The sequence below is a fragment of the Cobetia sp. LC6 genome, assembly GCF_030264805.1.
In the GTDB taxonomy this organism is placed as follows: domain Bacteria; phylum Pseudomonadota; class Gammaproteobacteria; order Pseudomonadales; family Halomonadaceae; genus Cobetia.
In genome coordinates this window covers 503,502-527,756 of the sequence record NZ_JASSPL010000001.1, presented here as the reverse complement: position 1 = coordinate 527,756, position 24,255 = coordinate 503,502, and the positions used below count along the sequence as shown (strand labels likewise).

The following is a 24,255-nucleotide window of genomic DNA, read 5'->3' as shown; positions in this document are numbered from 1 at the left end:
ATGACAAGCGGGCGGCCCATAGGCAGGTGCAGAACGTGCACCGACGGGGCCACGACATGAGCCTTCAGCTTGCCGCGAACCCTCAAGGGGGCACAAGATACAGATAATCACCAATTCAAGGGGTACAGACAGGCATGTCATGCGCCGAGCACGCTTCGTCCGCCAGCCGCCCTTCGCTTGCCGACGACGCCATCAACTCAACCACCAGCTCAATCGCCAGCTCAGGCGCCACAGCCGCGACGCTGCCGCGCTATCAGCAGCTGGTCGAGCGACTCAAGGCCCAGATGGCGACGGGCAAACTGAGCGCAGGACAGCGCCTGCCTTCGCTCAGGCGGCAGGCGGCACAGTCGGGGCTCGGCCTCAACAGCGTGATTCGTGCCTATGGCGAGCTGGAGTCGGCGGGCCTGATCATCGCCGAACCGCGTGCCGGCTATCGGGTCGCACCATCGACGCAGGCTGCACATGATGCGAACGACCTCAATGCCGGCTCACAGACCAGCTCGGCTTCATCCCGTCATCCCGGCGAGACGCAGCACGGGCAGCGGGAGTCACATCACAAACCGCGTGCCATCACCACCCTCACCATCAGCGACCCGGCCTGGCAGGCGATGGCGAATGCCAGTGATCCGCGCCTGGCGCCGCTGGGTGCCGCTCACCCGGAGCTGGACGCCCCCGCCGTGCGACGCCTGTATCGTCTGGCGCGCACTCAGCTCGGGGCGCATGCCCAGCACCCCAGCGCCTATGCCCTGCCGCCAGGCTCGAGCGCGCTGCGCACTGCCATCGCTAAGCACCTCAGCCACCACGGCCATCCCTGTGACAGCGATGCCCTGTTGATCAGCCAAGGAGCGCAGCATGGCATGTCACTGCTGCTCGGCCAGTTGCGCGCCGCCAAGGGCCGCTGTCGGGTCGGCGTCGAAGCGCCGGGCTATTTCGGCATCGTGGCCGCCATCGAAGCCCAGGGCCATCAGGCGATTGCCATCCCTGCCCATGCACACCAGGGACTGGATATCGAGGCACTCGAACGTCTGCTCGAACGCCATGATGCCGAGACGCCCGCCCTGACGCTGGATGCCCTGATCGTGACCGCGGATGGCCACAATCCCCTGGGCGGACAACTGAGCACGCCAGATCGCCACCGCCTGCTGACATTGGCGGCCCGCCACGCCATCCTGATAGTCGAGAACACCACCTTTGCCGAGCTGAGCTTCGATACCCGCCATCCATGGCTGGCCGACCTCGCCCACCGCCATGCCGACAGGCCGATGCCTGCGCTGATCAGCCTCGGATCATTTTCCAAGACGCTGGACCCCCGCACCCGCTGCGGCTGGCTGTGGCTGTCACGATCCGAGCAGGAGTCACCACTGGGGCTGCAGGCGATGATTCGGACGCGCTGGGCCAATGGAATGGGCGACATGCCGTGGATGCATGCCGCCCTGAGCGAACTGATCACCAGCGGGGATTACGGCCGCCATGTGCAGCGCATGCGACGCTGCTATGCCAAGCGCCTGGAGCGTCTGCGCGCGCACCTGAGCGCAGCGCTGGGCGACAGCGTCTGGCTGCCGCCACCAAGCGGCGGCTATCTGCAATGGTGTGGCCTGCCAAGCCTTGAGGCGCACCAGCTGGAGCAGTTGCATCAGGAACTGCTGAACGCAGGCATCGCCACCCTTCCCGGCAGCCTGTTCAATGTCGAACAATCCGGCCTGCGTCTGAATGCAGCCCAGCTCGGCGAGGAAGCGACGCAGAACGCTGCACGACCCTCTGACGAGATTCCCCGCCAGCAGGGCATACTGGCGCGCCTCACCACTCACCTGCAAAAAGCCCTCGCACAGGGCGAGGGCTGATTGAGATGCGATGTCTGGATTTCCTTATGGCGCAGTCTTTCAGGCCATGCGCAGCGCCTGCTCGCGGCGACGCGCCCACACCTGATTGATCACCAGTGCCGCCACGATGACCACCCCACCCAGCGCCAGACGTACCAGGTCGGCGTCGCGGTTCCAGATCAGCAGATTGACCAGCAGGCCCGCCGGCACCAGCGCGTTGTTCATGATCGCCAGCGTGCCGGCATCCACCCGCGTCGCGCCCTTGTTCCACAGGAAGTAGCCCAGCCCCGAGGCCACGATGCCCAGCCAGCCAAGCACCACGAAGTGCACCGGCTGCGACGGCAGCTTGTCGGTACTGCCGAACAGCAGGAACATCACGATCACCAGTGCCAGCGCACCGAGATAGAACCAGCCGAACACATGGCGATGGGCGACATCCGCAGGCAGCTGCGGAGCGACCTGACGATAGGCCACCTGTCCGATGGCGAAGCACAGGTTGGCACCCTGCACGACCGCAAAGCCGAGCCAGAAGCCGTCACTGACCCCGTCGTAGCGAATGATCGCCGCACCCAGCACCGCAATCGCGGCGGTCAGCAGGTAGAATGGCGACAAGCGCTTGTTCATCAGGTCATCGAGCAAGGTGATGTAGATGGGCGTGAAGATGGTGAACAGCAGCACTTCCGGCACGGGCAGCAGCAGGAAGGAGCGATAGAAGAAGATGTACATCAGGCCGAGCTGGATCGCGCCGATGGCCATCAACTGGAAGCGCAGGCGTCCGCTGATCGCCCGCGGGCGCAGGAACGGCGCGAAGATCAGGCACGCCAGCGCGATACGCGTCAGTACGGCCAGATAGCTATCGACCTGACCGGACAGATAGACGCCGATCAAGGAAAACGAGAAGGCCCAGAGGGCCGTGACACCAATCAGGTAGGACATGACGAGTAAACCCGGTAGCCAGAAGAAGTTGACACCAATTGTAACCCTCTATGCGCTGCTCGCGCAGATCCGCCGGCTGGATTTTTCGTCACGCTCCGGCCCGGCCTCGCACAATGCCTGGTCTGGCCAGGGTAGCGGCGAGGTGACGGTCACCCGCGAAGCCGCTGCTCCCCCTCGCGATGAGTCACGACAAACGGCTCAGCAAGAGGCGGAGAGCGTGGTATTTCTCGAGCAGGGCCAGTTCCAGCTCGAGGGCCAGTCATCCAGCGTCAACTTCCACAACCGCTATCGCTGGCAGCTGGCCGCGGATGGCGCCGCGCTGTCGCTGAGTCATGAACGACGTGGCCGCGATGCCGCCGTCTTCCTGTTCGACCTGGTGGCCGACAGCGCTCGAGGCGAAGACCACTTCGTCAGTCGTGAAGCGCATCTGTGTATCGATGATCTCTACGCCGCCACGCTGGTCATCGTGCGCGATGAGGCGGGCAATGCCCTGGGCTTTGATCTCGACTGGCGCATCACCGGCCCGCGCAAGGATGAACACCTCGCCTACCGCTATCGCTGCTGAGCGCGACCAGCACTGGCAAAGACCGCTGACGGCGCATGACGGGACCGCTGGCAGCACGTGAAAACGCCGCTGACAGATCACTCCGTCGGCGGCGTTTTGTTCTGGCAGTCGATACTGACAGTCGATCCTGGCGACCGATCAGGCCAGCAGACGCGCCTTGAACCACTCACCGATCGCCTCGATTTCCTCGAGACACACGGCGTGCGCCATCGGCCAGGTCTGCCATTCCAGCGGATGACCCAGCGCACGCGCACTCTCGGCGCCCGCCTCGCCCAGTGCCAGGGGCACGATATCGTCGTGGGTACCGTGATGGACACTGATGGCCAGGCCCTGATTGGCGGCGCTCGGCGCAATGGTCGCGCTGGTCGCGAAATAGGTCGAAAGCGCCAGCAGGCCGCCCAGCGGGCGCTCGCAGCTCAACGCCGCCTCATAGACCACCGCGCCGCCCTGGGAGAAGCCGGCCAGAATGATGCGCTCACTGGCGATGCCCTGGACGATCTGCTCCTCGATCAAGGCATGCACGTAGGCCGCGGATTCACGCAGCTGCACCTCATCGACACGCCGCCCGAGATTCATCTCGAGAATGTCGTACCAGGCCGGCATGCGCATGCCGCCATTGACGGTCACGGCCAGTTCGCGCGCATGCGGGAAGACGAAACGCACGCCGTGATTCTCGGGCAGACCCAACGCAGGCACCACGGGCACGAAATCACTGCCGTCAGCACCCAGGCCATGCAGCCAGATCACGCAGGCATCCGCCTGGGCGCTCGGCTCGATGATCTGAGGGGCACGGTGGCCATGCTGCTGTGATGCGTCACTCATATTCAGCTCCGGTCGGAAAGAAGGGGAATACCGCCCAGCCTACCATTGACGCCATCATCTGCCATGCGATGAGGCTGGCAATCTCACCATGTACAGGAAAATTCACCTGTCACTCGACGCCCGCCAGCCTCACCAATGCCGCTGACGCCATGATGACAGGATATCTTCAGCACCCGTCGATCAAGGATTCTGTCAATCAAGGGTTCTGATGCTATTGCAGAATGTCGGCCAGTTCGTTCACATCCTTCACGACATGATCCGGCTGCTTTGACAGCGGGAACAGGGCCTTGCCCGGGCGGGCGATGAACGTGGTCTGCAAGCCCGCCTCCTTGGCGCCCGCGACGTCCCAGCCATGTGCCGCGACCATCATGGCTTCCTCGGGCTCGACATCAAGCTTGTCCAGCACCCATTCATAGGAACGCAGGTCCGGCTTGTAGATCTGGATATCTTCAATGCTGTAGCGCGCATCGAAATACGGCAGCAATCCCGCGTTCTCGAACTGCGCCTGGACACCCTTGTTGGACGAGTTGGTCAGGCTGACGATCTTGTAGCCTTCAGCCTTCAACCTGGCCAGACCTTCCTTGACATCAGGATGAGGCGGGAGCGTCATCAACGGGGTGATGATGGCCTTCTTCGCCTGCTCATCCGTCAGTTCGACATCATTGTTCTGCGCGACCACCCGCAACGAAGCGACACCGATCTGCCCGAAATCGTGGTAATCCCGGGTCACGGTAGACACCAGAGAATAATGCAGCATGGTCGAGAACCACAGGGGCAGCAGGTCTTCTCTTCCCCCCAGTGCCTCACCGACGGAACTGCGCATCGAGGCAAGATCCAGTAGCGTTTCATTGACATCGAAGATCAGCACCTTGGGCTTTTCGACGACATCACCCGCCATCACACTCCCTGACATCAAACCAACACCCAACACCAATGAACCTGCCACTTTCTTGAGTTTTCCGCGCACCATCATGGGCCTCCACTTGAGTAATATCATGGCATCCTGTCGCGGAATATCCGACATGCAGGCCAGCAACCAACAACGTTTAATCACCATGATGCCTCATGACACTCATACTGTGAACTGCCGATGAATCCATACGAACTTCCTGGAAAACCCTCAGCATATTGCGGTCATCAAGCAAGACGACATGCACAGAGTCGATCAGCCACTTGCTGCGCCCTTCTAGAATCCGGGCATAAAAAAAACCCGCCATGGTGGCGGGCAATGAATGTCGGGACAGCGACACCCAGGACAGGAAAGCGTTTGAGCAAGGGTTTTGCCACCGGGTCGTTCAAGACGGGCTGGTGGAGGGGCCCAAAGCCCTTGCTCAAGCGTTCTGCTCACTATCCAAGTGTCTCTACGTCTGGGATATTTCCTTTCGCTTTCCCTGAATTTCGGCAGTCACCGGCTTGCGCATCAGTGCTCACGCCTTCGATCGTCGCTGCAAAGTGATTCAAGCAGCGGTAATCAAATCACAGCGCTTCAATTGTTTCGCAATGACAACTTGTGGCATGAAGTCATGTGAAGCGAGTCATGTGAACCGTCATCCTCGAAAGCTCAGCGATGGTCGGCGTCGATATCGACTGCACCATGCACATCACTATCGGCAAATACATTGCCACGGCTGGTGATCAGAATGTCAGGATTCGCGGCGTAGCGCTTTTCACTCTTCTGATAATCACGCACTTCACTGTGAATGCCGTGAGATAGAGCGCCATTGAAACGCGCATTGCTGCTGTCATCAGTGCTGATATCGGCACTGGCCAGACCGCTGGTGGCGAGGGCAAACGCTGCCAGGCCGTGAGTCATGAATGACTTGATCATCTTTCTATCCTCCGTTCATTTTCACTATCGAGTTGCCATGAAGTGACACATCATTGATCACTTCAAGTACTGCGCATATCCAGGTGGATTATTTGTCGGAGTCGATACCCGACATCACCCACGCAAACAATTATTGAACCCCATCAACAAGCACTACCCACAAGGCTGCGGCTTACGATGACGCGACATTCAGGCTTCCCCATGAAGGGGATCTTCTACGTCATCGTACGAGGCACGGGGCGTCTCTGTGCGGGATGCCCCTCGACAATTACCGGCCATTCCAGGAAGGATCAGACTGTGATTTCACTTCGCAACGGGATGTCAGCTGGCGATCAGCACCAGCGACACTGCTGTGCAACTGGCTTGATCACGCTCTTGATTCTTCAGGCCCTTCATGTCTCCAGGCCTTTATATCTTCAAGCTTACAGCTTCTGTTCCAGAGACTGTTCATGACGACACTTGCTGCGGAGACGCTTGAGTCAGTTGCTGCAATGCATGGTCACGAATCAGAACGGAGCTCAGACAATTTGAATCAGACGCTTTCGCTCAGCGCATGCTGAACGCGAGTCGCGGAAACGCTCTTGCCAGCATCGTTGGCGAATTGCTGGGAGTCGGACGCCAGCGTCTCGCGCTGACCTTCGATCACGGCATCGTTCAAGGAGCTTTCGACACGGCCCGCAGCAACGCTCATGCCGGTATCGGCAAAGGTGACTTGCTTGGCGGCGGCGGACTGGGCCTGGCCGTGGATATTGGATTCGCTGAGCGCAGAACGCACCTGAAGGTCAGCGACGCTGTCTGCAAAGGCAGCACCGGTGGCAGCAACGGAAAGCGCGGTGGCGGCGATGAGGGTATTGAGCATTTTCATGAAATATCTCCAGTGAAATCTTTGTTCAGGTCAACAGGGTCAACTGGGCTAACAAGGTCAGCCAGGTCGCAAGCAGAGTCCTTGTTCGCTGCCGTCAGTGTGAAGGCGCGATACATCAGGCGTTGTCGTTCAGGGCATGCTCGACACGTGACGCGGCAACACTCTTGCCGGAATCATTGACGAACTGCTGGACGTCGCGAGTGACCTGCGCCTGCTGGCCCTTGATGGTCTGGCTGTTCAGCGCCTGCTCGACGCGGCTGGCCGCAACGCTCTTGCCTGCATCGGTGATGGTCTGCTGCTGAGTGGCTGCCTGCTGAGCCTGACCGTGGATCACGGATTCGCTGATGTTGGCGCGAACCTGCTGGTCGGCAACGCTATCGGCATTGGCGACGCCAGTGGCGGTCACGGACAGGGCAACGGCGGCGATAAAGGCATTGAGGGTTTTCATGAGATGACTCCAGAAAAAGTGAATAGCGAATAGAGAAAAGGGAGAACACTGCTGCTGTGGTCCTGAGGCCATGAATCAGGACCTGCAGACTCAGGCGTTGTCGTTCAGCGCATCTTCAAAGCGTGATGCCGCGACACTCTTGCCGTTGTCGTTGCTCAGGCTCTGGCCGCGGGAGACGGCGTGCGTCTGTTCACCCTTGATGGTGTCGGCGTTCAGGGACTTCTCGACACGGTTGGCAGCGGCACTCATGCCGGACTCGGCAGCATTCAGCTGCGTCGCGGCGGGCTGCGCCTGGCCGTGGATGACCTGTTCGCTCAGTGCGGCACGCACCTGGGCATCGGCAACGCTTTCATCAGCGGTGGCAACGCCGGTGGCAGCAATGGAAATGGCAGCGGCGGCGATCAGGGAAGTCAGGGTTTTCATGATGATTCTCCAGAAATGGGTAAAGTCGAATGTCAGGTGAGGCGCTGTTCGGGGGTCACTGAGTTGTCAGCGTGACCCACTCTGCTTCAGGCGTTGTCGCTGATGTGCTGCTGAACGCGGCTAGCGGCGACGCTCTTGCCTTGATCATTGACGGTGGCGTTGGCCTGGGACACGTCAGCGGTCTCAATGCCGCGGATGTGGTCAGCATTGAGCGCCTGCTCAACGCGACCGGCAGCAACGCTCATGCCCGTTTCGGAGAAGCTCTGCTGGCTGGTGGCAGCCGGCTGAGTCTGGCCCATGATCTGCTGGCTGCTGATGGCGTTCTGGACGCGCACGGCGGCGGGGCTATCGTCGGCTGCGAATACGGAGGTGCTGGCAGTGGCGATGGCGACGGTAGCGATCAGAGTCTTGAGGGAAATGTTTTTCATGGTGTATCTCCTGGTCCTGGTGCGGATGCTTCCGCTTTGAGTCGTTGTCAGTCAGTGATGGAGTGGTTTGCTGACCCCTGTCCGGGCCCTGGCCTTCACTGACTATGGTGCGTGCTGCGTTTCGATGATTAACAGACTAATGTTTATGCTGCGTTCAAACTAGCCGTGCAACTGGAAGCTCACTGTTTCTCTTTGAGCAACGCTACTCGAAACGAACGGCCTTCCCCCAGCACTTTCCCCTCCTGCCCTTCCCATTGCCTATAAAGCTATTGCAGCGGTTCTGAAAAGGTTATGTACAATATGGAGAGTGCAAGAATTCCTTGTTTGCGTGCTGGCCCATCCCCTTGCGCGGCGCTTCGTCCTGGCAGATCACTATCGACGTTGGTTGAGGAAGACAGTGACTTACCCACCACCTTGGTCGAACATGCTGCACGCTGCAGGGTGTGTCTTGCTGTGCTGATGAGTTATACGTCGCCACAGCAGAACTGGATGCCACAAAAACAGTAAAATGCGTATTTTTCTTTTTTCTTTGGCTGAGACGCCTGAAAACAGCGTCCAGCAGCAAGAAATTGTGCACATCAACCTTTACGAATATTTATTGACCGATTGTTCAGGGTGTGGATCTTGCCCCTCACACCGTCAGTCGGTGACGCCTTGCCCACTGATGTCGAGTCGATTCATGTCGCTCGACAACCAAGAGCTCGAAGTCAATACCGCCTCATCGGCCCTGCATATTTGCTGCAACGTTGATGGAGGGCATTGTGAACCTCGCGAGCCGCGAGATATATCCACGCGCCGGAACAGGATTGGTTCCTCCAGCGAATCAATTCAGCGCTATTCCAACCCAGACTGAAGCCCCTCACCTACCCACGCCAAGTAACCTCAACGTTTTCAATCGCTTAGGCGACCCACACAACGATGTCAAAACGATGACAGCCCGGGGACGGTCGTCGCATTACCGGCGACGGACAGCAGAACGTGTTGGAAGCCCCTCAAGAAAGCGGCGAGAAAGTGTCGTGTGAGCAGCGCAAGGCTGGCGCAAAGGCTGGCGTAATAACTGGCGTGAAGAGTGGCAAGTGAGGAAAAGGAGCGAGAAGACAGAGGGAGAGAAGAAGCGCCAGCAGGACACCACGACCGGCAAGCAGCACTCGGCTCGGTTCCGCACAGGGCCAGCCCCGAACGAGATCGCGCATTATCGACCGTCATGCGACGTGGGATACACTGCCGTCATGCCTATCGAGCCCGAAGCCCCGCCCCATGCATCGCCCCCTCTTGCCCAATGGGGCGACTCCCCCTGTGCGACCGGCTGCGACCTGCGCCGCGACTGCGCGCGCTACAGTCACCCGCGCGTCAGGGATATCGCCTGGCTTCTGAATGCCCCGGACCTCTTGCAGCTTGCGCGTTATCCGCGCCCGTCCCTGGCGGCACTCGGGCTGGAGGATGACCGCGTCCGCCACCGCTGGCTGATGACACTGGAGCAGGCACCCCACGTGCTCGAGGCCGCCGTGAATGAGCGCCGCCACTACCGCCTGGGCCACTACCACGAGCTGCTCTGGCAATTCGTGCTGGCACACGCACCCGGCAGTCGCCTGCTGGCCAACAACCTCAGGATTTCCCGGGGCAAGATCACGCTGGGCGAGCTGGACATGCTCTATCTGGCGGCGCGAGACACGTTGCCCACGCACCTTGAGGTCGCGATCAAGTTCTATCTCGGCCTGCCCGAAGGCCCTGAAGCGGCCGACAGCCCGGCACGCTGGATAGGCCCCGGCGGCGCCGACAGCCTCGCCATCAAGTATCAGCGCAGCCTTGAGCATCAATTGCCCCTCGCCTATACCGAGCGCGGACAGCAGACGATCCGCCAGGCACTTGCCAGACAATCGCTGGCCAGACAGGCAGGCGCGAGCGAGACGAATCCACCGCCGGTAGAAGCCCCAATTGCCCCGCTGCTGGCGGGGCAGCAACTGGCTTTGCCCGGCTGCCTGTTTCGCCCCTGGCAGCCAGACAAGGCGCCCGCCGACTGGCTGCCCCCGCCCCGCCATTGCCACCCCGAGAGTGCGCGCCAGGCCGGCTGGTGGATGAGCGTCAGCCAGTTTGCCGCCTTCTGTCAGACCCTCGAGGCCTCCCCGATGCATGGCGGCCCGCTGCTGGGCTGCGTCAGAGAAAAACCTGCCTGGCTGGCCGCCCCGCCCGTGGCGTCGCTACAACCATGGCATGAACTGGACCGCTGGCTGCGCGATCACTTCGAGCTCCCCGGCGCCGCTGATGAACTCAGGCCGGACGAACCGGTTCAGCAGCACAGTAGCCAGCGCACGCATCAACACCCCCGCCAGCTGTGGCTGGAGCGTAGCGTGGCGGCGCCTGACGGCGAGCCAATCACCGCCAGCTCGCCCCACCAGCAATGGCGGATCTTCGTGGTACCGGACGACTGGCCGAGCTTCATTCCACTACCGCCCCCACCACCTGCCGCACAATGAGACTGCCGCGAGGCTTGCTGGTGGCTTTGTCTTGCTACGTGAAATCAACGATAATGCGCCGCGTCAGATCAGGGTGGCGACAATCCGTCAGCCTGATCTCGCCATTCGGCCCGCGCGCAACACTACCCCGCTGCTCCCGGGTCTGCTGGTGACCCACCCCTGTCGCTAGCCAACGGCTTCTCGGCACGTCATTTCTGCCTGACCGACCACCTCATCGGTCACCTGATGACGCCTGCTGCAACGCATCTGCTGAATCCGTAGGACGTCATAGTGAAAACACGACTTTCCAGCCTCGATATCGTGGCGCTGGGCTTCATGACCTTTGCCCTCTTTCTGGGCGCAGGCAACATCATCTTCCCGCCTCAGGTGGGTCAGGGCGCGGGGGCCGAATTCTGGCCTGCGGCACTGGGCTTTCTGGCCACCGGTGTCGGCATGCCGCTGGCCGGTATCGTCGCGGTGGCCGTGATCGGCGGTGGTCTCGACAAGATCACCTCGCCGTTGCCCAAATGGGCGGCCGCGGCCTTCGGGGTCGCCATCTACCTGTCCATCGGGCCGATGTTCGCGATTCCGCGCACCGGCACCGTGGCCTTCGAGATGGGCATGCGCCCCTTCATCGACATGTCAGCAAAGAGCGGCCTGGCCCTGCATTCGGTGCTGTTCTTCGGCATCGCCACGCTGATCGCGCTGAGCCCGGGCAAGTTGATGGATGTGGTCGGCAAGTGGCTGACGCCACTGCTGATCGCGCTGCTGGCGCTGATTGCGCTGTTTACCATCATCGACCCGCAGGGGCCGCTGGGACCGGTGAGCCCCGAGTGGGCCGAGGCGCCATTCATGACCGGCTTCCAGCAGGGCTACCTGACCATGGATGCGCTGGCCTCGATGGTGTTCGGCATCCTGATCGTCTCGGCGATCAAGGCACGCGGCATCACCGCGACCGCTGACGTGACCCGCTACACCCTGTGGGCCGGCGCCATCGCCGCCATCTGTCTGGCTGCCGTCTATCTGCCGCTGACCTACATGGGCGCCACCAGCCATGCGCTGGTCAGTGAAGCCGCCAAGGGCGAACTGATCCCGGTCTACGTCGAGGCACTGTTCGGCGATGCCGGCAAGCTGATCCTGGCGCTGGTCATCACCCTGGCGTGCCTGACCACCGCAGTGGGCCTGTTGACCTCCTGCGGCGAGTTCTTCCATCGTCTGTTGCCGAGCGTGCCCTACCGCCTGCTGGTGATCGTGATGGCCGTGGCTTCGGCGTTGATCGCCAACCTGGGCCTCTCGACCCTGATCAGCGTCTCGATTCCGGTACTGGTGACGCTCTATCCGCTGGTGCTGGTGCTGACGCTGCTGTCCTACCTGCGTCCGCGCCTGCACGATGCACCGCGCGTATTCGCCTGGACCTTGGGCCTGACGCTGCTGGTCAGCCTGCTGGATGGCTTCGAAGCCAGCGGCATAGACTCGCTGATGGCCATCTCGCACCGCATCGAGCCGCTGCTGCCGCTGGCCTCGGTGAACCTGGGCTGGCTGGCACCGGCACTGGCGGGGCTGATCATCGGCATGCTGGCCAGCCGTCGTGACCAGACGAATCTGGACCCGGCACTGGCCGCGCAGGACTGAGGCTCACGCCAATCAGTCACGCAGCATGTCCAGAAACACGAAAACCCGCCTCTCCAAGGAGAGGCGGGCTTTTTGTTGCCACACGGCAGGTGACAGACAATCGGTGACAGGCCCCCCGTCCGCCAGCAGGCGACCGTCAGCGCGGCGTACTGCGCGACAGGCCCAGCTGAGCCAGGGTGGCGTCATCCAGCGCTTGCACGGCCTCGACGCCGCTCAGCGCCGTGAAGTAGTCCGGCGTCAGAAAGTCACGCCCGCCTAGCAGGTGCTCCAGATACTCGTGTGCCGGCTTGAGGCCCTCGGCGGTGCGCTCGGGCAGCGCCACATACACCCAGGCGTTGATCACGCCTTCATGGGTGACGATGGGATGAAGGGAACGCTCATATTCATGCGGGTGGCCTTCGAAGGGGTCCATCAGCGTGATCTGCTCGGACTCGAGCAGCTCGTACAGCACGCCTTCGACGCGCTCGCCCGGCGCAGGCTGTACGTTGGCATGCGCGATACCCTCGACCCGGGAGGCCTTGTCGAAACTCAGGCGATGCTCTTCCAGCCAACCATGCACGGCCCGTCGCGTCTCGCCGATGCGTGCCACGACACGCGCCGGATTCATGTTGCTGCCGTAGGCGAAGTAATAGGCCATGCAAGCTCCTGAAGGGGTCGCGTGGCGTAATGCGAGGGCATCACGCCAGCATAAGGGGCACAGTGGGAGGTGTCGGGAAGAGGAGGCTCAGTACGAGGCGAGCTTCCTGCTCGGCAATCAGTACGTCGCGATCAATGCGTCGTGACCAGCGTGTCGATCTCGCGAACCACTTCCGTCATCGCCACGCGGCGCTCGGGGCGGGCATCCTTCAGCCAGGCCTCGATGGCCGGTGCCACTTCACACTTGATGGGGAACGGCGCACGGGCATCGCACAGCGCTTCCAGACGGGCGATGAACACGAAGCGCAGCCACTGGCCCATGTCCATGCTATCGACACAGAATGGCTCCACACTCATGAGGGCCTGCGGGGAAGGCGTGTCCATGCGCCACAGGTCTGCAGCCTTCATGGTCGCTTCCAGACGTACCAGCAGCGCGCGCAGCTCGTCGTAGGGATTGCCGGCGATCTCGCCGTCATGGGGTTGCTCAGTCGGATTCATGCGACCTCCGTCAAATCGTGCAGGGTTCGTTCACGCTATTATCCCGATGTTGCTCACGGAAGGCCAGGAGGCCGCATGGCAGACACGCTGTTCAATGATGTGATGATATTGTTGGGGGCCTCGGTGGTGGCCGCGGCGCTGTTCCGCCGTCTGCATCTGCCGCCGGTGCTGGCCTATCTGGCGGTCGGCTTTATGGTCGGCCCTCATCTGGCGGGCTGGATCGGTCGCCCGGAAGAACTCGCCTTCCTGTCGGAATTCGGGCTGGTATTTCTGCTCTTCTCGCTTGGCCTCGAATTCTCGGTGCCGCGCATGCGCGCCCTCAAGACCACGGTGTTCGGGCTGGGCGCCTGTCAGGTGGCGGTATGCAGCGGCCTGTTCTGGGCGCTGGGCTCGGCGCTTGGTCTGTCGCCGGCGGCGGCACTGGTCGCGGCCGGCGCGCTGGGGCTTTCCTCCACCGCCATCGTCACGCGGGAACTGGCGCGCTGGAATGAACTGGACAGCCCCCACGGCCACGCCGCCGTGGGCGTGCTGCTGTTCCAGGATCTCGCTGCCCTGCTGTTCCTGATCCTGATTCCAGCCATGGCCGGTGATGGCAGCCAGCTGCTCAGTGACCTGGGCCTGATGCTCATCAAGGGGCTCGGGCTGGTGGTGGTGATGCTGATGATCGGCAAGTGGGTGCTGCCGTTGGTGTTCCAGGAAATTTCTCGCGCGCGCTCGGAAGAGCTGTTCGTGCTCACTGTGCTGCTGGTGGCGCTCTTCTCCGCCTGGCTGACCCACAGCCTGCATCTGTCGATGGCGCTGGGCGCCTTCCTGGCCGGGATGATGCTCGGCGAGAGCCATTTCCGCCATCAGATCGAGGCCGACATCCGGCCCTTCCGCGACATCCTGCTGGGGCTGTTCTTCGTCTCGGTGGGCATGTTGCTGGACCCGCAGGTGTTGCTGGCGCAGTGGTACTGGGTCGTCATCGGCGTGGCCTGCCTGCTGGCGACCAAGGCACTGCTGATCACCGGGCTGGCGCGCCTCTCTGGCCGGCCGCTGGACAGCGCGCTGCGCACTGGCCTGGTGCTGTCCCAGGGCGGCGAATTCGGCTTCGCGCTGCTGGCCCTGGCCAGCCAGCAACGCCTGATGGACAACGAGACCGTGGGCCTGGTGGTAGCGATCATCATCGGTTCGCTGGTGGTCACGCCGAGCCTGATTCGTCACAACCAGCAACTGACGCGCCGCCTGTGCCGCTCCACCACGCCCACCCAGGAGAACCCGCACACCACCGCGGAGCTGAGCGCCGCCACCGCCCCGCTCAGCGGCCATGTCATCGTGTGCGGCTTCGGGCGTGTCGGCCAGACGGTGGGGAGATTCCTCACGCAGGAGAAGCTTGAGTGGATCGCCATCGATGCCGACCCCATCCGCGTCCACGAGGCCGCCAGCGCCGGTGAGCCGGTGGTGTTCGGTGACGCGCAGCGTCTGGAAATCCTGCGCGCTCTGGGCATCGAACGTGCCCGGCAGGTGGTGATCACCGTGAATCAGCTCTCGCATGCGCTGGCCATTCTGCGTGCCATCCAGCCGCTGGAACTCGAAAACCTCAAGGTGCTGGTGCGCACCCAGGATGACGCGGACCTCGAGACCTACAAGGCCGCCGGGGCCACCGAGGTGATTCCCGAGGTGCTCGAAGGCTCGCTGATGCTGGTCTCGCACGTGCTGGTCAATCTCGAGGTGCCCTTCCGACGGGTGGCGCGCTCGATCCAGAATGCGCGTGAGGCGCGCTACAGCATGCTGCATGGCTATTTCCATGGTCAGCAGTCCCAGCTGACCGACAAACGCGGCAACCCGCTGCTGCGGCGTCATCCGCTGACGCTGACCGCCGATGCCTGGGCCTGTGGCCGGCGGCTGGACGACATCGCCCTGCCGGAAGTGTGTGGCATTCTCGTCTCACGCGTGGTGCGTGCCAGTGGCGAGAACCTGGAAGAGCCCACCGGCGACCTGATGCTGGCGTGTGGCGATACACTGGTATTATCGGGATTGGCTGATCATATTGAAGAGGCGGAAACCCGCCTGCTGACCGGTTGAGAGGCCTTGCGCGGCAGGCGACACCCAAGACTCCGCCGCTTTCTGCCCTGCCGCCAGCAACCGAGCTTGCGTGCGGGAGGAAGAACGTCACAGAGAGTCAGCTCGGATGTACATGCTGATGAGCACACTGAAGGGATCGACATGTCAGGGGGCACGGCCCTGCATGGGAGATAGCACCCATCACCAGAAGGGAATACACATGGAAAGCGCAGGCGTACACAACTACATGGAGCAGCTGGTGCTCGACCAGCTGCGCTTGCACCCCGATAGCCACGCCATGGATGTCGACAGCCGCGAAGACGTGGCCTGCATCGCGCTCAATCAGCTGGCGCCCCGCTATATCCGCCACGACGTCGACATGGCGTTCTACATGGCGCCCGCCGAGCAGGAGCTGCTGGAAGAGCGCGTCTCGATGGCGCTTCAGGAAGCCTTCGACAAGGTGCGCGCGATGCCCCGCCACGGCTAGCCACGACTTGCGCCCCTATGACCCTATGACCCTATGACCCTATGAGCCTATGAAAGGTCGCCCTGAAACGCGCCCGGCAACACCAGTAGCGGGTCAATGATCACCGCCAGAGAAACGACAACGGCCACCGCGACGATCTCGCGGTGGCCGTTGTGTCTGTCGCAGGTACTGCCCGGGGCGTTACATCACGTGACCTGAGGGTCATGACCTCAACCGAGCAATATCAGATTCCCTCGGCGCACTGTGGCGGCACCTCATCCAGCACCTTGCGCAGGAAGGCACGCGTGCGGTCATCCTTCGGCGCACTGAACAGCTGGCTCGGCGGCCCCTGTTCGACGATACGGCCGCCTTCCATGAAGATGACGCGGTCGGCGACTTCCCGCGCGAACTGCATCTCGTGGGTGACCACGATCATGGTCTGGCGCTCGACCGCCAGCTGCTTCATCAGCTCCAGCACCTCATCGACCCATTCCGGGTCCAGCGCCGAGGTCGGCTCATCGAACAGGATCACCTCGGCCTGGGCCGCCATGGCGCGCCCGATGCCGATACGCTGTTGCTGACCGCCGGAAAGAGCCGCCGGGAAGGCGTCCGCCTTCTCGCTCATGCCGATACGCTCGAGAATCTCGCGCGCCCGCTGGTGCGCCTTGGCCTTGGGCCAGCCATTGACGACGATCAGGCCCTCGGCAATGTTCTCGAGCGCCGTCTTGTTGGCGAACAGCGCATAGTTCTGGAACACGAAGGCACTGCTGCGACGCAGGCCGAGAATGTCGTGACGACTGGCGCGCGCAGCCTCGACCTTGCGCTCACCGATCTGGATCTCGCCACCATCGGGCTGCTCGAGGAAGTTGATGCAGCGCAGCAGGGTGGACTTGCCGGTACCCGACGGGCCGATGACGACGATGATCTCACCCTGCTTCACTTCCAGAGTGATGCCATCGAGTACGGCCTGCCCGCCGAATTTCTTGACCAGGTTTCTGACTGCAATCATCGCTGATAGGCCTTGTTGAGTCGTTTCTCCATCCAGCGCTGCACGAAGGACAGCCCTTCCACCATCACCCAGTAGACGATGGCCACCATGATGAAGGATTCAAAGTACAGGAAGCTGCTGGCCGCTTCCTTCTGGGTCGCGCCCATCAACTCGGTCACCCCCAGCGTGAAGGCCAGCGACGTGGACTTGATCATGTCCACGAAGTAGTTCATCAGCGTGGGGGCCGCCACACGGGCCGCCTGAGGCAGCACGATGCGCCGCATCAGCTGGGCATTGGTCATGCCGATCGAGAGCGCCGCTTCGGTCTGGCTGCGATCGACCCCGACGATGGCGGCACGGATGGATTCGGCCATGTAGGCCGAGAAGTGCAGCGTCAGGCCGAGAATCGTCGCGGTGACGCCATCGATCTGGGTCAGGAACGCCATCACCTGCGGCAGGCCGTAGTAGAACAGGAACAACTGCACCAGCAGCGGCGTGCCACGGAAGAAGGAGATGAACACGATGGTCAGCGCATTCAGCACCGGCACCTTGAGCACCCGCACTACCGCCAACAGCGAAGCCAGCACCAGCGCGGCCACCATGCCGATACAGGCCATCTTAAGGGTCAGTGGCAGGTATTTGAGCATGACCGGCAACAGGCCAAGCATGTAATCGATATTGAGAGTATCCATTCGTTATCCGGACAGGCTGGGGGGCTTGGCTGAGGGTCTGGAAAGACACCCGTCGACATGACGACAACGGGGTGACGGTCAAGCCGTCACCCCGTTTGCACATGACATCCTTGCATGCGCCCTTGTATCAGGGCGCAGCGGGCAATGTTCAAGGCGTGGTGATGTCGATGCCGAACCACTTGTTGGAAATCTCGGCCAGGCGGCCATTTTCCTTGAGCTCGGTCAGCGCGGCATCCACCTCGTCACGCTTGGCCTCGCCTTCGGCGTCCTTGCGGAACGGCAGTGCGTTCTCGAGGCGCGAGAACGGCTTGCCAGCCAGTTCCAGCGGCAGCGGCGTCTTCTGGATCACCTGGCTTGCGCTGACGCGGTCCATCACGAAGGCATCGACACGGCCCAGGGCGGTGTCCTGCTCGATGTTGGACTCATAGGTCTTGATATCGATCTGGTCGGCGTACGGCAGCTCTTTCATCAGCGCTTCGTAGTTGGAGCCCAGGTTGACCGCCACGCTGTGGCCCTTGAGGGACTCGACACCGGTGATCTCGTCATTGCCGCGACGCTTGACCACCTGGGCTCCGTCATAGACGTAGGGCTGGGTAAAGGCGAACTTGTCCTTGCGCGCATCGGTGATGGTGATCTGGTTGGCCACGGTGTCGATGCGGCCGGCTTCCAGCGAGCCGATCAGCCCGGAGAAGCTCATGGTCACGAATTCGATATCGTCGCCGGTGATCTCGCCGACGGCGTTGAGGACATCCACTTCAAACCCCTGCAGCTTGTCCTGCTTGACGAAGGTGAACGGGAAATAGCCGCCCGACATGCCGACCTTGAGGGTGTCAGCCTGTGCCGCCAGGCTGCCCAGAGTGGTCGCGCCCAGCGCGGCAGCCATCACGGCGCCCTTGAGAGCGGTAGAAGAGAAGACAGCTGCGAGCGAACGTGATTGGCGCATCGGGATTCCTCATGGATCGCAAGACTGGGCCAATGGCGCTGGACGGTCGCTGACATACGGCTGAACGCGGATGTCGATTCGACAGAACAGGCATAAGCACAGCCTTTTATATGTGATTTGGTTGTATAGGATAACGGGGCTGACCCGCATTCCCAATCATTTCATCCCTTAAGGACATAACCATAAGGAATAAGACAGCAATTCTGTCAATGGCCGCGATTCTAGCACGCCTGTCTTGGCGGGCCAGTGACGTCGTCTGGGCTAGCTGCAGCGCTGGATGTCAGCCTGACGACAAGCGGATGACAGTTATTCACGCCATCCGTGGACGATGCTGTGGATAACCCGTCTCGGTCACGCTGCAAGCCGCGCCAGCCGTGGGATGACGAAAATTGATCAAAAATTCATCAACCTGCAAAACGCGCAGCGGGGCTTGAGGAGCCGCGTCATCTGTCAAGCCATCACGGGCCGAAAGAGCGGCCATAATAGAAACAGGTCGCTCTCTTCCCTCTGGCCACCATCACACGCCAGCGGGTGGCATGACAGCCGGTGAATCGCTAAAGTCGCTGCCATTCCAGACATGCTCAGGCACATGTCACGCGCCGGCAGCTGTCACTCAACGACACGTGCCACGCCTGGCAATGATGCTCGACAAGACTCTTTTTTCCGTTCTCCACCACGCCCAGCCAGGACGTGGCGGAGACATAGCCGTGGTGAGCCTCATGACTCCTCTCTCTTCCTTGAGCAACTTCTTCACACGCACCGGCGCCGAGCTGCACCTTTATCACCTGGGTCGCACCCTGGCCCCGCTCAGCCTTGAGCAACTGGAAGCCTTCGAGACCGAACAGCAGCCGTGGGAGCAACCCTTCAAGGGCCAGGCACGCCTGGCATGCGTATTCCGCCCGGCCGGGCTCGACGATCCGCTGGTGTGGTTTCTGGCCCTGCCGCTGGATGAGGAAGGTCGTCTGTCTCCCGCGCAACGCGACGCCTTCCTCGAGCGCTTGATCACGACGCTGGGTCAGACGGCGCTGACCGTCGGCCGGCCTGATCTCCAGCAGGCCGAGGCAGGCAAGATCGACAACCTGATGCAGGACAATCCGCTGGCCTTCACGCCGGACGACAGCCTGCGCGCCATGCTGCACGCCCGCGCCAGCCTCGATTGCGACCGCCCTGCCAGCCAGTACTACGAGCTCGCCGAGCAGTATCTCACCGCCCAGCTACCGCTCGATGACTGGCCGTCACTCGGTCTGCAGGGCATCGCCGACGTGCTGACACGGCGCGGCGAGTTGTCCAGCGAGCTTGCCGCTGCCTTCGTGCAGCGTCTGGCTGACCTGCCGGACACCCCGCTGCGCGCCATCGCGCTGTGTCTGGAGCAGGCGCCGCCCGCCCATGCCCAGCTGGCTGGCCCGCTGCCCCAGGAATACGAGGCCGAGCTGCTCACCGCCTTGATCGCGCGTGGCCAGGCCGCTCGTGATCTAGGTGATCTGGAGACACTGTGCGCCTGCCTGCGGGCCGCCGGCGCCAGCCCTCGGCCTGCGGCGGCGGAGTGGATCGATGCCTTGCTGGCAGACGAAGGGGCCGTCAATGTCGACGTGCTGGTCGCGATCGCTGCTCGCGGCTACGCCCATCTGGAAGATGCCGAACGTCTGCCGGCCTTCCTGACCCGCCTGGCCAGTTGCCCGCAGGCCAACTTCGCCGCCTTGGCACGCGACCTCGCCCTGATTCCGCGTCTGCGCCTGCCTGTGCTGATGACGCTGCGCAATGCAAGCGCGGACAGCCCGCTGGGTCAGGCGCTTGCCGCCCTGACCCGCCAGGCCGATACCGGCAACCCTGCCCCGCGTCATTGACGCCGGGCATGCCCGCAGGTGACAGTACTTGAGATCATGCGCATAACCCACGACACTCGAACAGACACTTGATCGGACACTAGCTCAAGGCATGGAATCGTGGCTGATCGGCACCGGTGAACAGGGAACGCGGCGACGCGCCAGTTGCACGCCGTCACCTGCGCCTGTGGCCGCGGGGGACTTGCCCAGCGCCCTCAAGCGAGGCGTCTGGCGGCGATGAAAGCGCGCCATGTCCGCGTGCCATGACCGCGCGCCCGGGGCGTTTTGCCGGGCGCTGTCCGCGCCACCGTCATACCCCACTGCGTGACGCGAAAAAATAGGCTTCAGCAAGGATTGCTGTCAGTACGTTAAGTGACTATGCTGCGCGCCCGCCTGGCCATTACCCCGCCAGGCCGGCAACGCACATTACGCTGTGCCGCGCCTGCCCGGTGTCTTCATGCCGTGAGCCGCTGCCCGCTTCGCTCACGTCCTCTGATTCAGGATGAAACATGTCGCATCACAAGAACACTTCGCGTCATCATATCGACAAGGCACCGCCCCTCGATCTCAAGACACTGAATCATGACCTGCTGGGCTTTCGCCCGCGTGGCGTGGTGGGTCGGCGTGAGCTGATCGAACTGCCGGAGCTCAAGCTGCACCTCAATGCCAAGATCGACACCGGTGCACATTCCAGTGCGCTGCATGCCGAGAGCATCGAGGTCTTCGAACACAACGATGATCTGTGGGTTCGCTTCATCACACGGACCGGCGGTAGCGACTCCCCGCCGCATACGGTCGAGACGCCGGTGCATGATCGCCGCCGCGTGCGCTCATCCAATGGTCAGGCCGAATGGCGCTATGCAATCCGCTCGCGCATGAAGCTGGCCGAGCTCGACTACGATATCGACATGACGCTGGTGGACCGCTCCCAGATGCGTCATCCCATTCTGCTGGGGCGCCGTGCCCTGCGTCGCCTGCTGGTCGCACCGGGCGCCGCCTATCTGCACGGCGAACCCTGACGGCACCAGCCAGGCGCGCGGCGACATGCTTCGGCACCCCGCCTCAAGACGCTGACGCCGCTGCCATCTGCATCGCGTGACGCCTCGAGACGGCAAAGGCCTCACCGGCGAATACCACGCCTCCTGACGGGCATCACGTCAGTCGCCTTCTGATTCATTCCTATCTCTGTCTGGCCCATTCGGCTCCGGAGGATTTCATGCATATCGGTATCCTGTCGCGTAACTCACGCCTCTACTCCACCCGACGCCTGATCGAGGCCGCCGAGGCACGTGGCCACACCGCACGCGTGGTGGACACGCTGCGTTGCTACATGAACATCGCCTCGCACCGCCCGTCCATCCATTACAAGGGCGCCGAGATCGAGCACTTCGATGCTGTCGTGCCGCGCATCGGTGCCTCCGTCACCTTCTATGGCTGCGCCGTGCTGCGTCAGTTCGAGATGATGGGCACCTACGTCGTCAATGATTCCGTGGCCATCTCCCGCTCACGCGACAAGCTGCGCTCCCTGCAGCTGCTGTCACGCAAGGGCCTGGGCCTGCCGGTCACCGGCTTCGCGCATTCGCCGGATGACATCCCCGACCTGATCACCATGGTCAAGGGCGCGCCGCTGGTCATCAAGCTGCTGGAAGGCACCCAGGGCATCGGCGTGGTACTCGCCGAGACCAACCAGGCCGCCGAGAGCGTGATCCAGGCATTCATGGGCATGAAAGCCAACATCATGGTGCAGGAATACATCAAGGAAGCGCGTGGCGCCGACATCCGCTGCCTGGTGGTGGGTGACAAGGTGGTGGCGTCCATGAAGCGTCAGGCGGCCGATGGCGAGTTCCGCTCCAACCTGCACCGTGGCGGCACCGCGAGCGAGATCCGCATCACGCCGGAAGAGCGCTCCACCGCCATTCGCGCCGCCAAGGCCATGGGTCTGTCCGTCGCCGGTGTCGACCTGCTGCGCGCCAATCATGGTCCGGTAATCATGGAGGTGAACTCCTCGCCGGGCCTGCAGGGTATCGAGAGTGCCACCGGCAAGGACATCGCCGGCCTGATCATCGATCACATCGCCAAGTCCGCCGCGCCGGCCAAGAAGATTCCGCCCAAACCCAAGGGCTGAGGGCTGAGGGCTGAGGGCTTGAACCTCAGGGCACTGCGCGCAACGCTTCCCGAGGGTGCAGGTCGCCATGACGGCACCCTCGGCGCATCTGTGCCAGATAGTGTTACGGACAAGGGGCTGGGCGACGAATCAGGGCAAGCACAGCGTCTGAAGGCAGCGATGATCGTCATCAGAACGTCATTGTATTGTCGTAAACTGCAGGGATTGACAGTGCGGGAATAAATATCCTGACTTTCTGGCCTCAAGGGGTAGAAAAACACTGTTTTCACCCGCACAATCTCTTCTGACGGAGGAGGTGACAGCCCATGTTTCTCGACAATCGCCAGGTGGCGATGGATAGCGTCCAGGAAGCCTTGGCAGACAGTCTTGATTATTTCGAGGATAACGCCGAACGGCTGCGTCCCGCGCTCCTGAAGGCCTTCGAGCCCTTCTATGCGAGCCGTGTCGAGCTCAAACAGGCCCTGGAAGTCGAGACACGCAAGCATCTGAGCCTGATGCCGCGCGACGCCGATGTCGAGCGCGATGACTACATGTGGCTGTGGAGTCGCCTGAAGAGCATCGTCGGCAATGACAATCAGGTGCTGATCAACGAGCTGCTCGAACAGGAACGCGTCCTGATGCAGGCCTGCTCGACCGCCTTCACGCATCCCCTGCCTGACAGCATGGAAAAGGTACTCGAAGGCATCTTCCACAACTGCCGCCATCTGATCCGCGAGCTGTACCGTCACCAGACAGGTCAGGCCGCCCGCCGCCGCGCCGGCTAGCCATATATCCGCCGCCAGGCCGTGAACGCAAGACGCCCCGCCTTCCAAAGGAAGTGCGGGGCGTCTTCGTGTTGGCCCTGTGCGTCTGGCGAAGCCGACACGCGGCTAGTTCGCATCAGATCTGACAGGCAGCCACTGGAGCAATGCCTGCTTCACCTCGGGCAGACTGGCCAGCAGGCTTGCCTGCGCCTGACGCGCGAGGGCATGCGAATCCGGCGTGACGGCAGCATTCTCTGCATCCGCCACTTCCACTCCATCCGCCACATCACGACTGGCAGTGGCCTGCTGCCCTGCCCCGGCAGCCACCGAGTCCGCCGCCGGTGACACGGGCTTGTCCGAGGAGTGAGATGATGAGGGCTGCGATGATGAGTCCGATGACAAGACCGGCGTCGGCAGCGTCTCCTGCGGCCCGAGAAAGCGCGGCTTGCGCCCCCACAGGTAAAGGTCTCCCACTGTCGCCGCACGGGCCAGCCACTCGCGCAGCATCAGCTTGAGTCCCGGCGGCTGGCGCTCGGAGATGGCCGGGCAACCCACTGCCTCCAGGCCCAGCGCATCGGCGATGAACAGCGCGCGCGGCAGGTGCCACGGCTGGGTGACCAGCACCGCCTCGTCGACACCGAACACCTTGTGCGCTCGCACGAGGGTATCGAAGGTGGAGAAGCCCGCGTAATCGAGCGTCATGAGCTCCTGCGGCACGTTGCGCGCTCGCAGGTCACGCCACATGGTCATCGGCTCATTGTAGTAACGCGTGCGGTTGTCCCCCGAGAGCAGCAGGTTGGAGACGCGGCGCAGGCGGTAGAGCTGGGCGGCGGTATCAAGGCGCGCCTGATAATGCGGATTGCTGCCCCCGCCCACCAGGCCGTGGGAGGTGCCGAACACGATCCCCACCTCACGGCTCTGGCAGGTCAGCGGTGACGTGGCAATGCGATCGTGCGTTGCCATCACGACCCAGAGGTTGAGCCCGACCACCGTCATTGCACCGGCGGCCAGCAGACCGACGATGGTCCAGCCAGTCCGCTTGATCACTCGCAGCATCTCTTCCCCACGCCCATCCCTG

24 protein-coding genes are annotated in these 24,255 nt (G+C 62.4%); 10 read left to right on the top strand and 14 right to left on the bottom strand.

The annotated features are described in order from the left end of the window. Positions 1-134 precede the first annotated feature (134 nt). Positions 135-1,841, top strand: a complete 1,707-nt coding sequence (locus QQF40_RS02280; protein ID WP_285460252.1) for an aminotransferase-like domain-containing protein — start codon at positions 135-137, stop codon at positions 1,839-1,841. A gap of 39 nt (positions 1,842-1,880) precedes the next feature. Here QQF40_RS02280 and QQF40_RS02275 read toward each other — a convergent pair whose 3' ends face one another. Continuing rightward, a complete protein-coding gene (locus tag QQF40_RS02275; RefSeq protein WP_175089779.1) occupies positions 1,881-2,756 on the bottom strand; it encodes a carboxylate/amino acid/amine transporter in 876 nt (291 codons plus the stop codon). Between QQF40_RS02275 and QQF40_RS02270 the strand changes: the two genes are divergently transcribed. After that, positions 2,755-3,321 carry a DUF6314 family protein gene (locus QQF40_RS02270; protein ID WP_285460251.1) on the top strand — a complete coding sequence of 189 codons (567 nt, stop codon included), beginning with the start codon at positions 2,755-2,757 and terminating at the stop codon, positions 3,319-3,321. The genes QQF40_RS02275 and QQF40_RS02270 overlap by 2 nt on opposite strands. A 138-nt stretch (positions 3,322-3,459) precedes the next feature. Here the strand turns inward: QQF40_RS02270 and QQF40_RS02265 are convergent, their stop codons facing one another. The 7 genes from QQF40_RS02265 to QQF40_RS02235 form a co-directional block, all read right to left on the bottom strand. Then, positions 3,460-4,143, bottom strand: a complete 684-nt coding sequence (locus QQF40_RS02265; protein ID WP_175089777.1) for an alpha/beta hydrolase — start codon at positions 4,141-4,143, stop codon at positions 3,460-3,462. A 211-nt stretch (positions 4,144-4,354) separates the two neighbouring features. Beyond that, a complete protein-coding gene (locus QQF40_RS02260; RefSeq protein WP_285460250.1) occupies positions 4,355-5,200 on the bottom strand; it encodes a haloacid dehalogenase type II in 846 nt (281 codons plus the stop codon). 504 nt (positions 5,201-5,704) lie between these two features. Further along, positions 5,705-5,971 (bottom strand): hypothetical protein, encoded by a 267-nt coding sequence (locus QQF40_RS02255; RefSeq protein WP_285460249.1) that lies wholly within the window; start codon positions 5,969-5,971, stop codon positions 5,705-5,707. Positions 5,972-6,503: 532 nt separating this feature from the next. Continuing rightward, the gene (locus tag QQF40_RS02250; protein WP_285460248.1) at positions 6,504-6,836 is read right to left on the bottom strand and encodes a hypothetical protein; all 333 of its coding nucleotides are present in this window, start codon (positions 6,834-6,836) and stop codon (positions 6,504-6,506) included. A 115-nt stretch (positions 6,837-6,951) separates the two neighbouring features. Further along, positions 6,952-7,284, bottom strand: coding sequence for a hypothetical protein (locus QQF40_RS02245; RefSeq protein ID WP_285460247.1), 333 nt, complete (start codon positions 7,282-7,284; stop codon positions 6,952-6,954). Between the two features lie 90 nt (positions 7,285-7,374). Next, complete coding sequence (locus QQF40_RS02240; protein WP_175089771.1) at positions 7,375-7,707, bottom strand: hypothetical protein; 333 nt, start codon at positions 7,705-7,707, stop codon at positions 7,375-7,377. 86 nt (positions 7,708-7,793) lie between these two features. Next, complete coding sequence (locus QQF40_RS02235; RefSeq protein WP_175089770.1) at positions 7,794-8,135, bottom strand: hypothetical protein; 342 nt, start codon at positions 8,133-8,135, stop codon at positions 7,794-7,796. A gap of 1,229 nt (positions 8,136-9,364) precedes the next feature. Between QQF40_RS02235 and QQF40_RS02230 the strand changes: the two genes are divergently transcribed. Further along, a complete protein-coding gene (locus QQF40_RS02230; RefSeq protein ID WP_285460246.1) occupies positions 9,365-10,609 on the top strand; it encodes a DUF1853 family protein in 1,245 nt (414 codons plus the stop codon). A 270-nt stretch (positions 10,610-10,879) separates the two neighbouring features. Beyond that, positions 10,880-12,220, top strand: coding sequence for a branched-chain amino acid transport system II carrier protein (gene brnQ, locus QQF40_RS02225; protein ID WP_285460244.1), 1,341 nt, complete (start codon positions 10,880-10,882; stop codon positions 12,218-12,220). Between the two features lie 136 nt (positions 12,221-12,356). Here brnQ and QQF40_RS02220 read toward each other — a convergent pair whose 3' ends face one another. Together QQF40_RS02220 and QQF40_RS02215 are read right to left on the bottom strand one after the other, a co-directional pair. Then, positions 12,357-12,857, bottom strand: coding sequence for a gamma-glutamylcyclotransferase family protein (locus QQF40_RS02220; RefSeq protein WP_175089768.1), 501 nt, complete (start codon positions 12,855-12,857; stop codon positions 12,357-12,359). A 131-nt stretch (positions 12,858-12,988) separates the two neighbouring features. Next, a complete protein-coding gene (locus tag QQF40_RS02215; protein ID WP_175089767.1) occupies positions 12,989-13,354 on the bottom strand; it encodes a YqcC family protein in 366 nt (121 codons plus the stop codon). A gap of 75 nt (positions 13,355-13,429) precedes the next feature. Between QQF40_RS02215 and QQF40_RS02210 the strand changes: the two genes are divergently transcribed. Continuing rightward, on the top strand, positions 13,430-15,418 hold the full coding sequence (locus QQF40_RS02210) for a monovalent cation:proton antiporter family protein (protein ID WP_175089766.1): 1,989 nt from the start codon (positions 13,430-13,432) through the stop codon (positions 15,416-15,418). 199 nt (positions 15,419-15,617) lie between these two features. Then, a complete protein-coding gene (locus tag QQF40_RS02205) occupies positions 15,618-15,884 on the top strand; it encodes a late competence development ComFB family protein (RefSeq protein WP_217485873.1) in 267 nt (88 codons plus the stop codon). A gap of 223 nt (positions 15,885-16,107) precedes the next feature. On the opposite strand, the gene QQF40_RS02200 is transcribed toward QQF40_RS02205, so the two are convergent. From QQF40_RS02200 to QQF40_RS02190, 3 genes are all read right to left on the bottom strand, one after another. Continuing rightward, positions 16,108-16,872 carry an amino acid ABC transporter ATP-binding protein gene (locus QQF40_RS02200; RefSeq protein ID WP_175089764.1) on the bottom strand — a complete coding sequence of 255 codons (765 nt, stop codon included), beginning with the start codon at positions 16,870-16,872 and terminating at the stop codon, positions 16,108-16,110. Then, on the bottom strand, positions 16,869-17,543 hold the full coding sequence (locus QQF40_RS02195) for an amino acid ABC transporter permease (protein ID WP_175089763.1): 675 nt from the start codon (positions 17,541-17,543) through the stop codon (positions 16,869-16,871). Before QQF40_RS02195 ends, QQF40_RS02200 begins: the two co-directional genes overlap by 4 nt. Positions 17,544-17,691: 148 nt before the next feature. Beyond that, positions 17,692-18,426, bottom strand: coding sequence for an amino acid ABC transporter substrate-binding protein (locus QQF40_RS02190; protein ID WP_217485879.1), 735 nt, complete (start codon positions 18,424-18,426; stop codon positions 17,692-17,694). A 779-nt stretch (positions 18,427-19,205) separates the two neighbouring features. On the opposite strand from QQF40_RS02190, the gene QQF40_RS02185 reads away from it, so the two are divergent. From QQF40_RS02185 to QQF40_RS02170, 4 genes are all read left to right on the top strand, one after another. Next, on the top strand, positions 19,206-20,330 hold the full coding sequence (locus QQF40_RS02185; protein WP_175089761.1) for a DUF3549 family protein: 1,125 nt from the start codon (positions 19,206-19,208) through the stop codon (positions 20,328-20,330). A gap of 488 nt (positions 20,331-20,818) precedes the next feature. Beyond that, a complete protein-coding gene (locus QQF40_RS02180) occupies positions 20,819-21,328 on the top strand; it encodes an ATP-dependent zinc protease family protein (RefSeq protein WP_175089760.1) in 510 nt (169 codons plus the stop codon). A 197-nt stretch (positions 21,329-21,525) separates the two neighbouring features. Further along, entirely contained in the window at positions 21,526-22,434 is a 909-nt protein-coding gene (rimK, locus tag QQF40_RS02175) for a 30S ribosomal protein S6--L-glutamate ligase (protein ID WP_175089759.1), read from the top strand. A gap of 305 nt (positions 22,435-22,739) precedes the next feature. Then, the gene (locus QQF40_RS02170; protein WP_043335223.1) at positions 22,740-23,198 is read left to right on the top strand and encodes a hypothetical protein; all 459 of its coding nucleotides are present in this window, start codon (positions 22,740-22,742) and stop codon (positions 23,196-23,198) included. A gap of 105 nt (positions 23,199-23,303) precedes the next feature. On the opposite strand, the gene QQF40_RS02165 is transcribed toward QQF40_RS02170, so the two are convergent. After that, entirely contained in the window at positions 23,304-24,224 is a 921-nt protein-coding gene (locus tag QQF40_RS02165; RefSeq protein ID WP_285460243.1) for a SanA/YdcF family protein, read from the bottom strand. Positions 24,225-24,255: the final 31 nt, after the last annotated feature.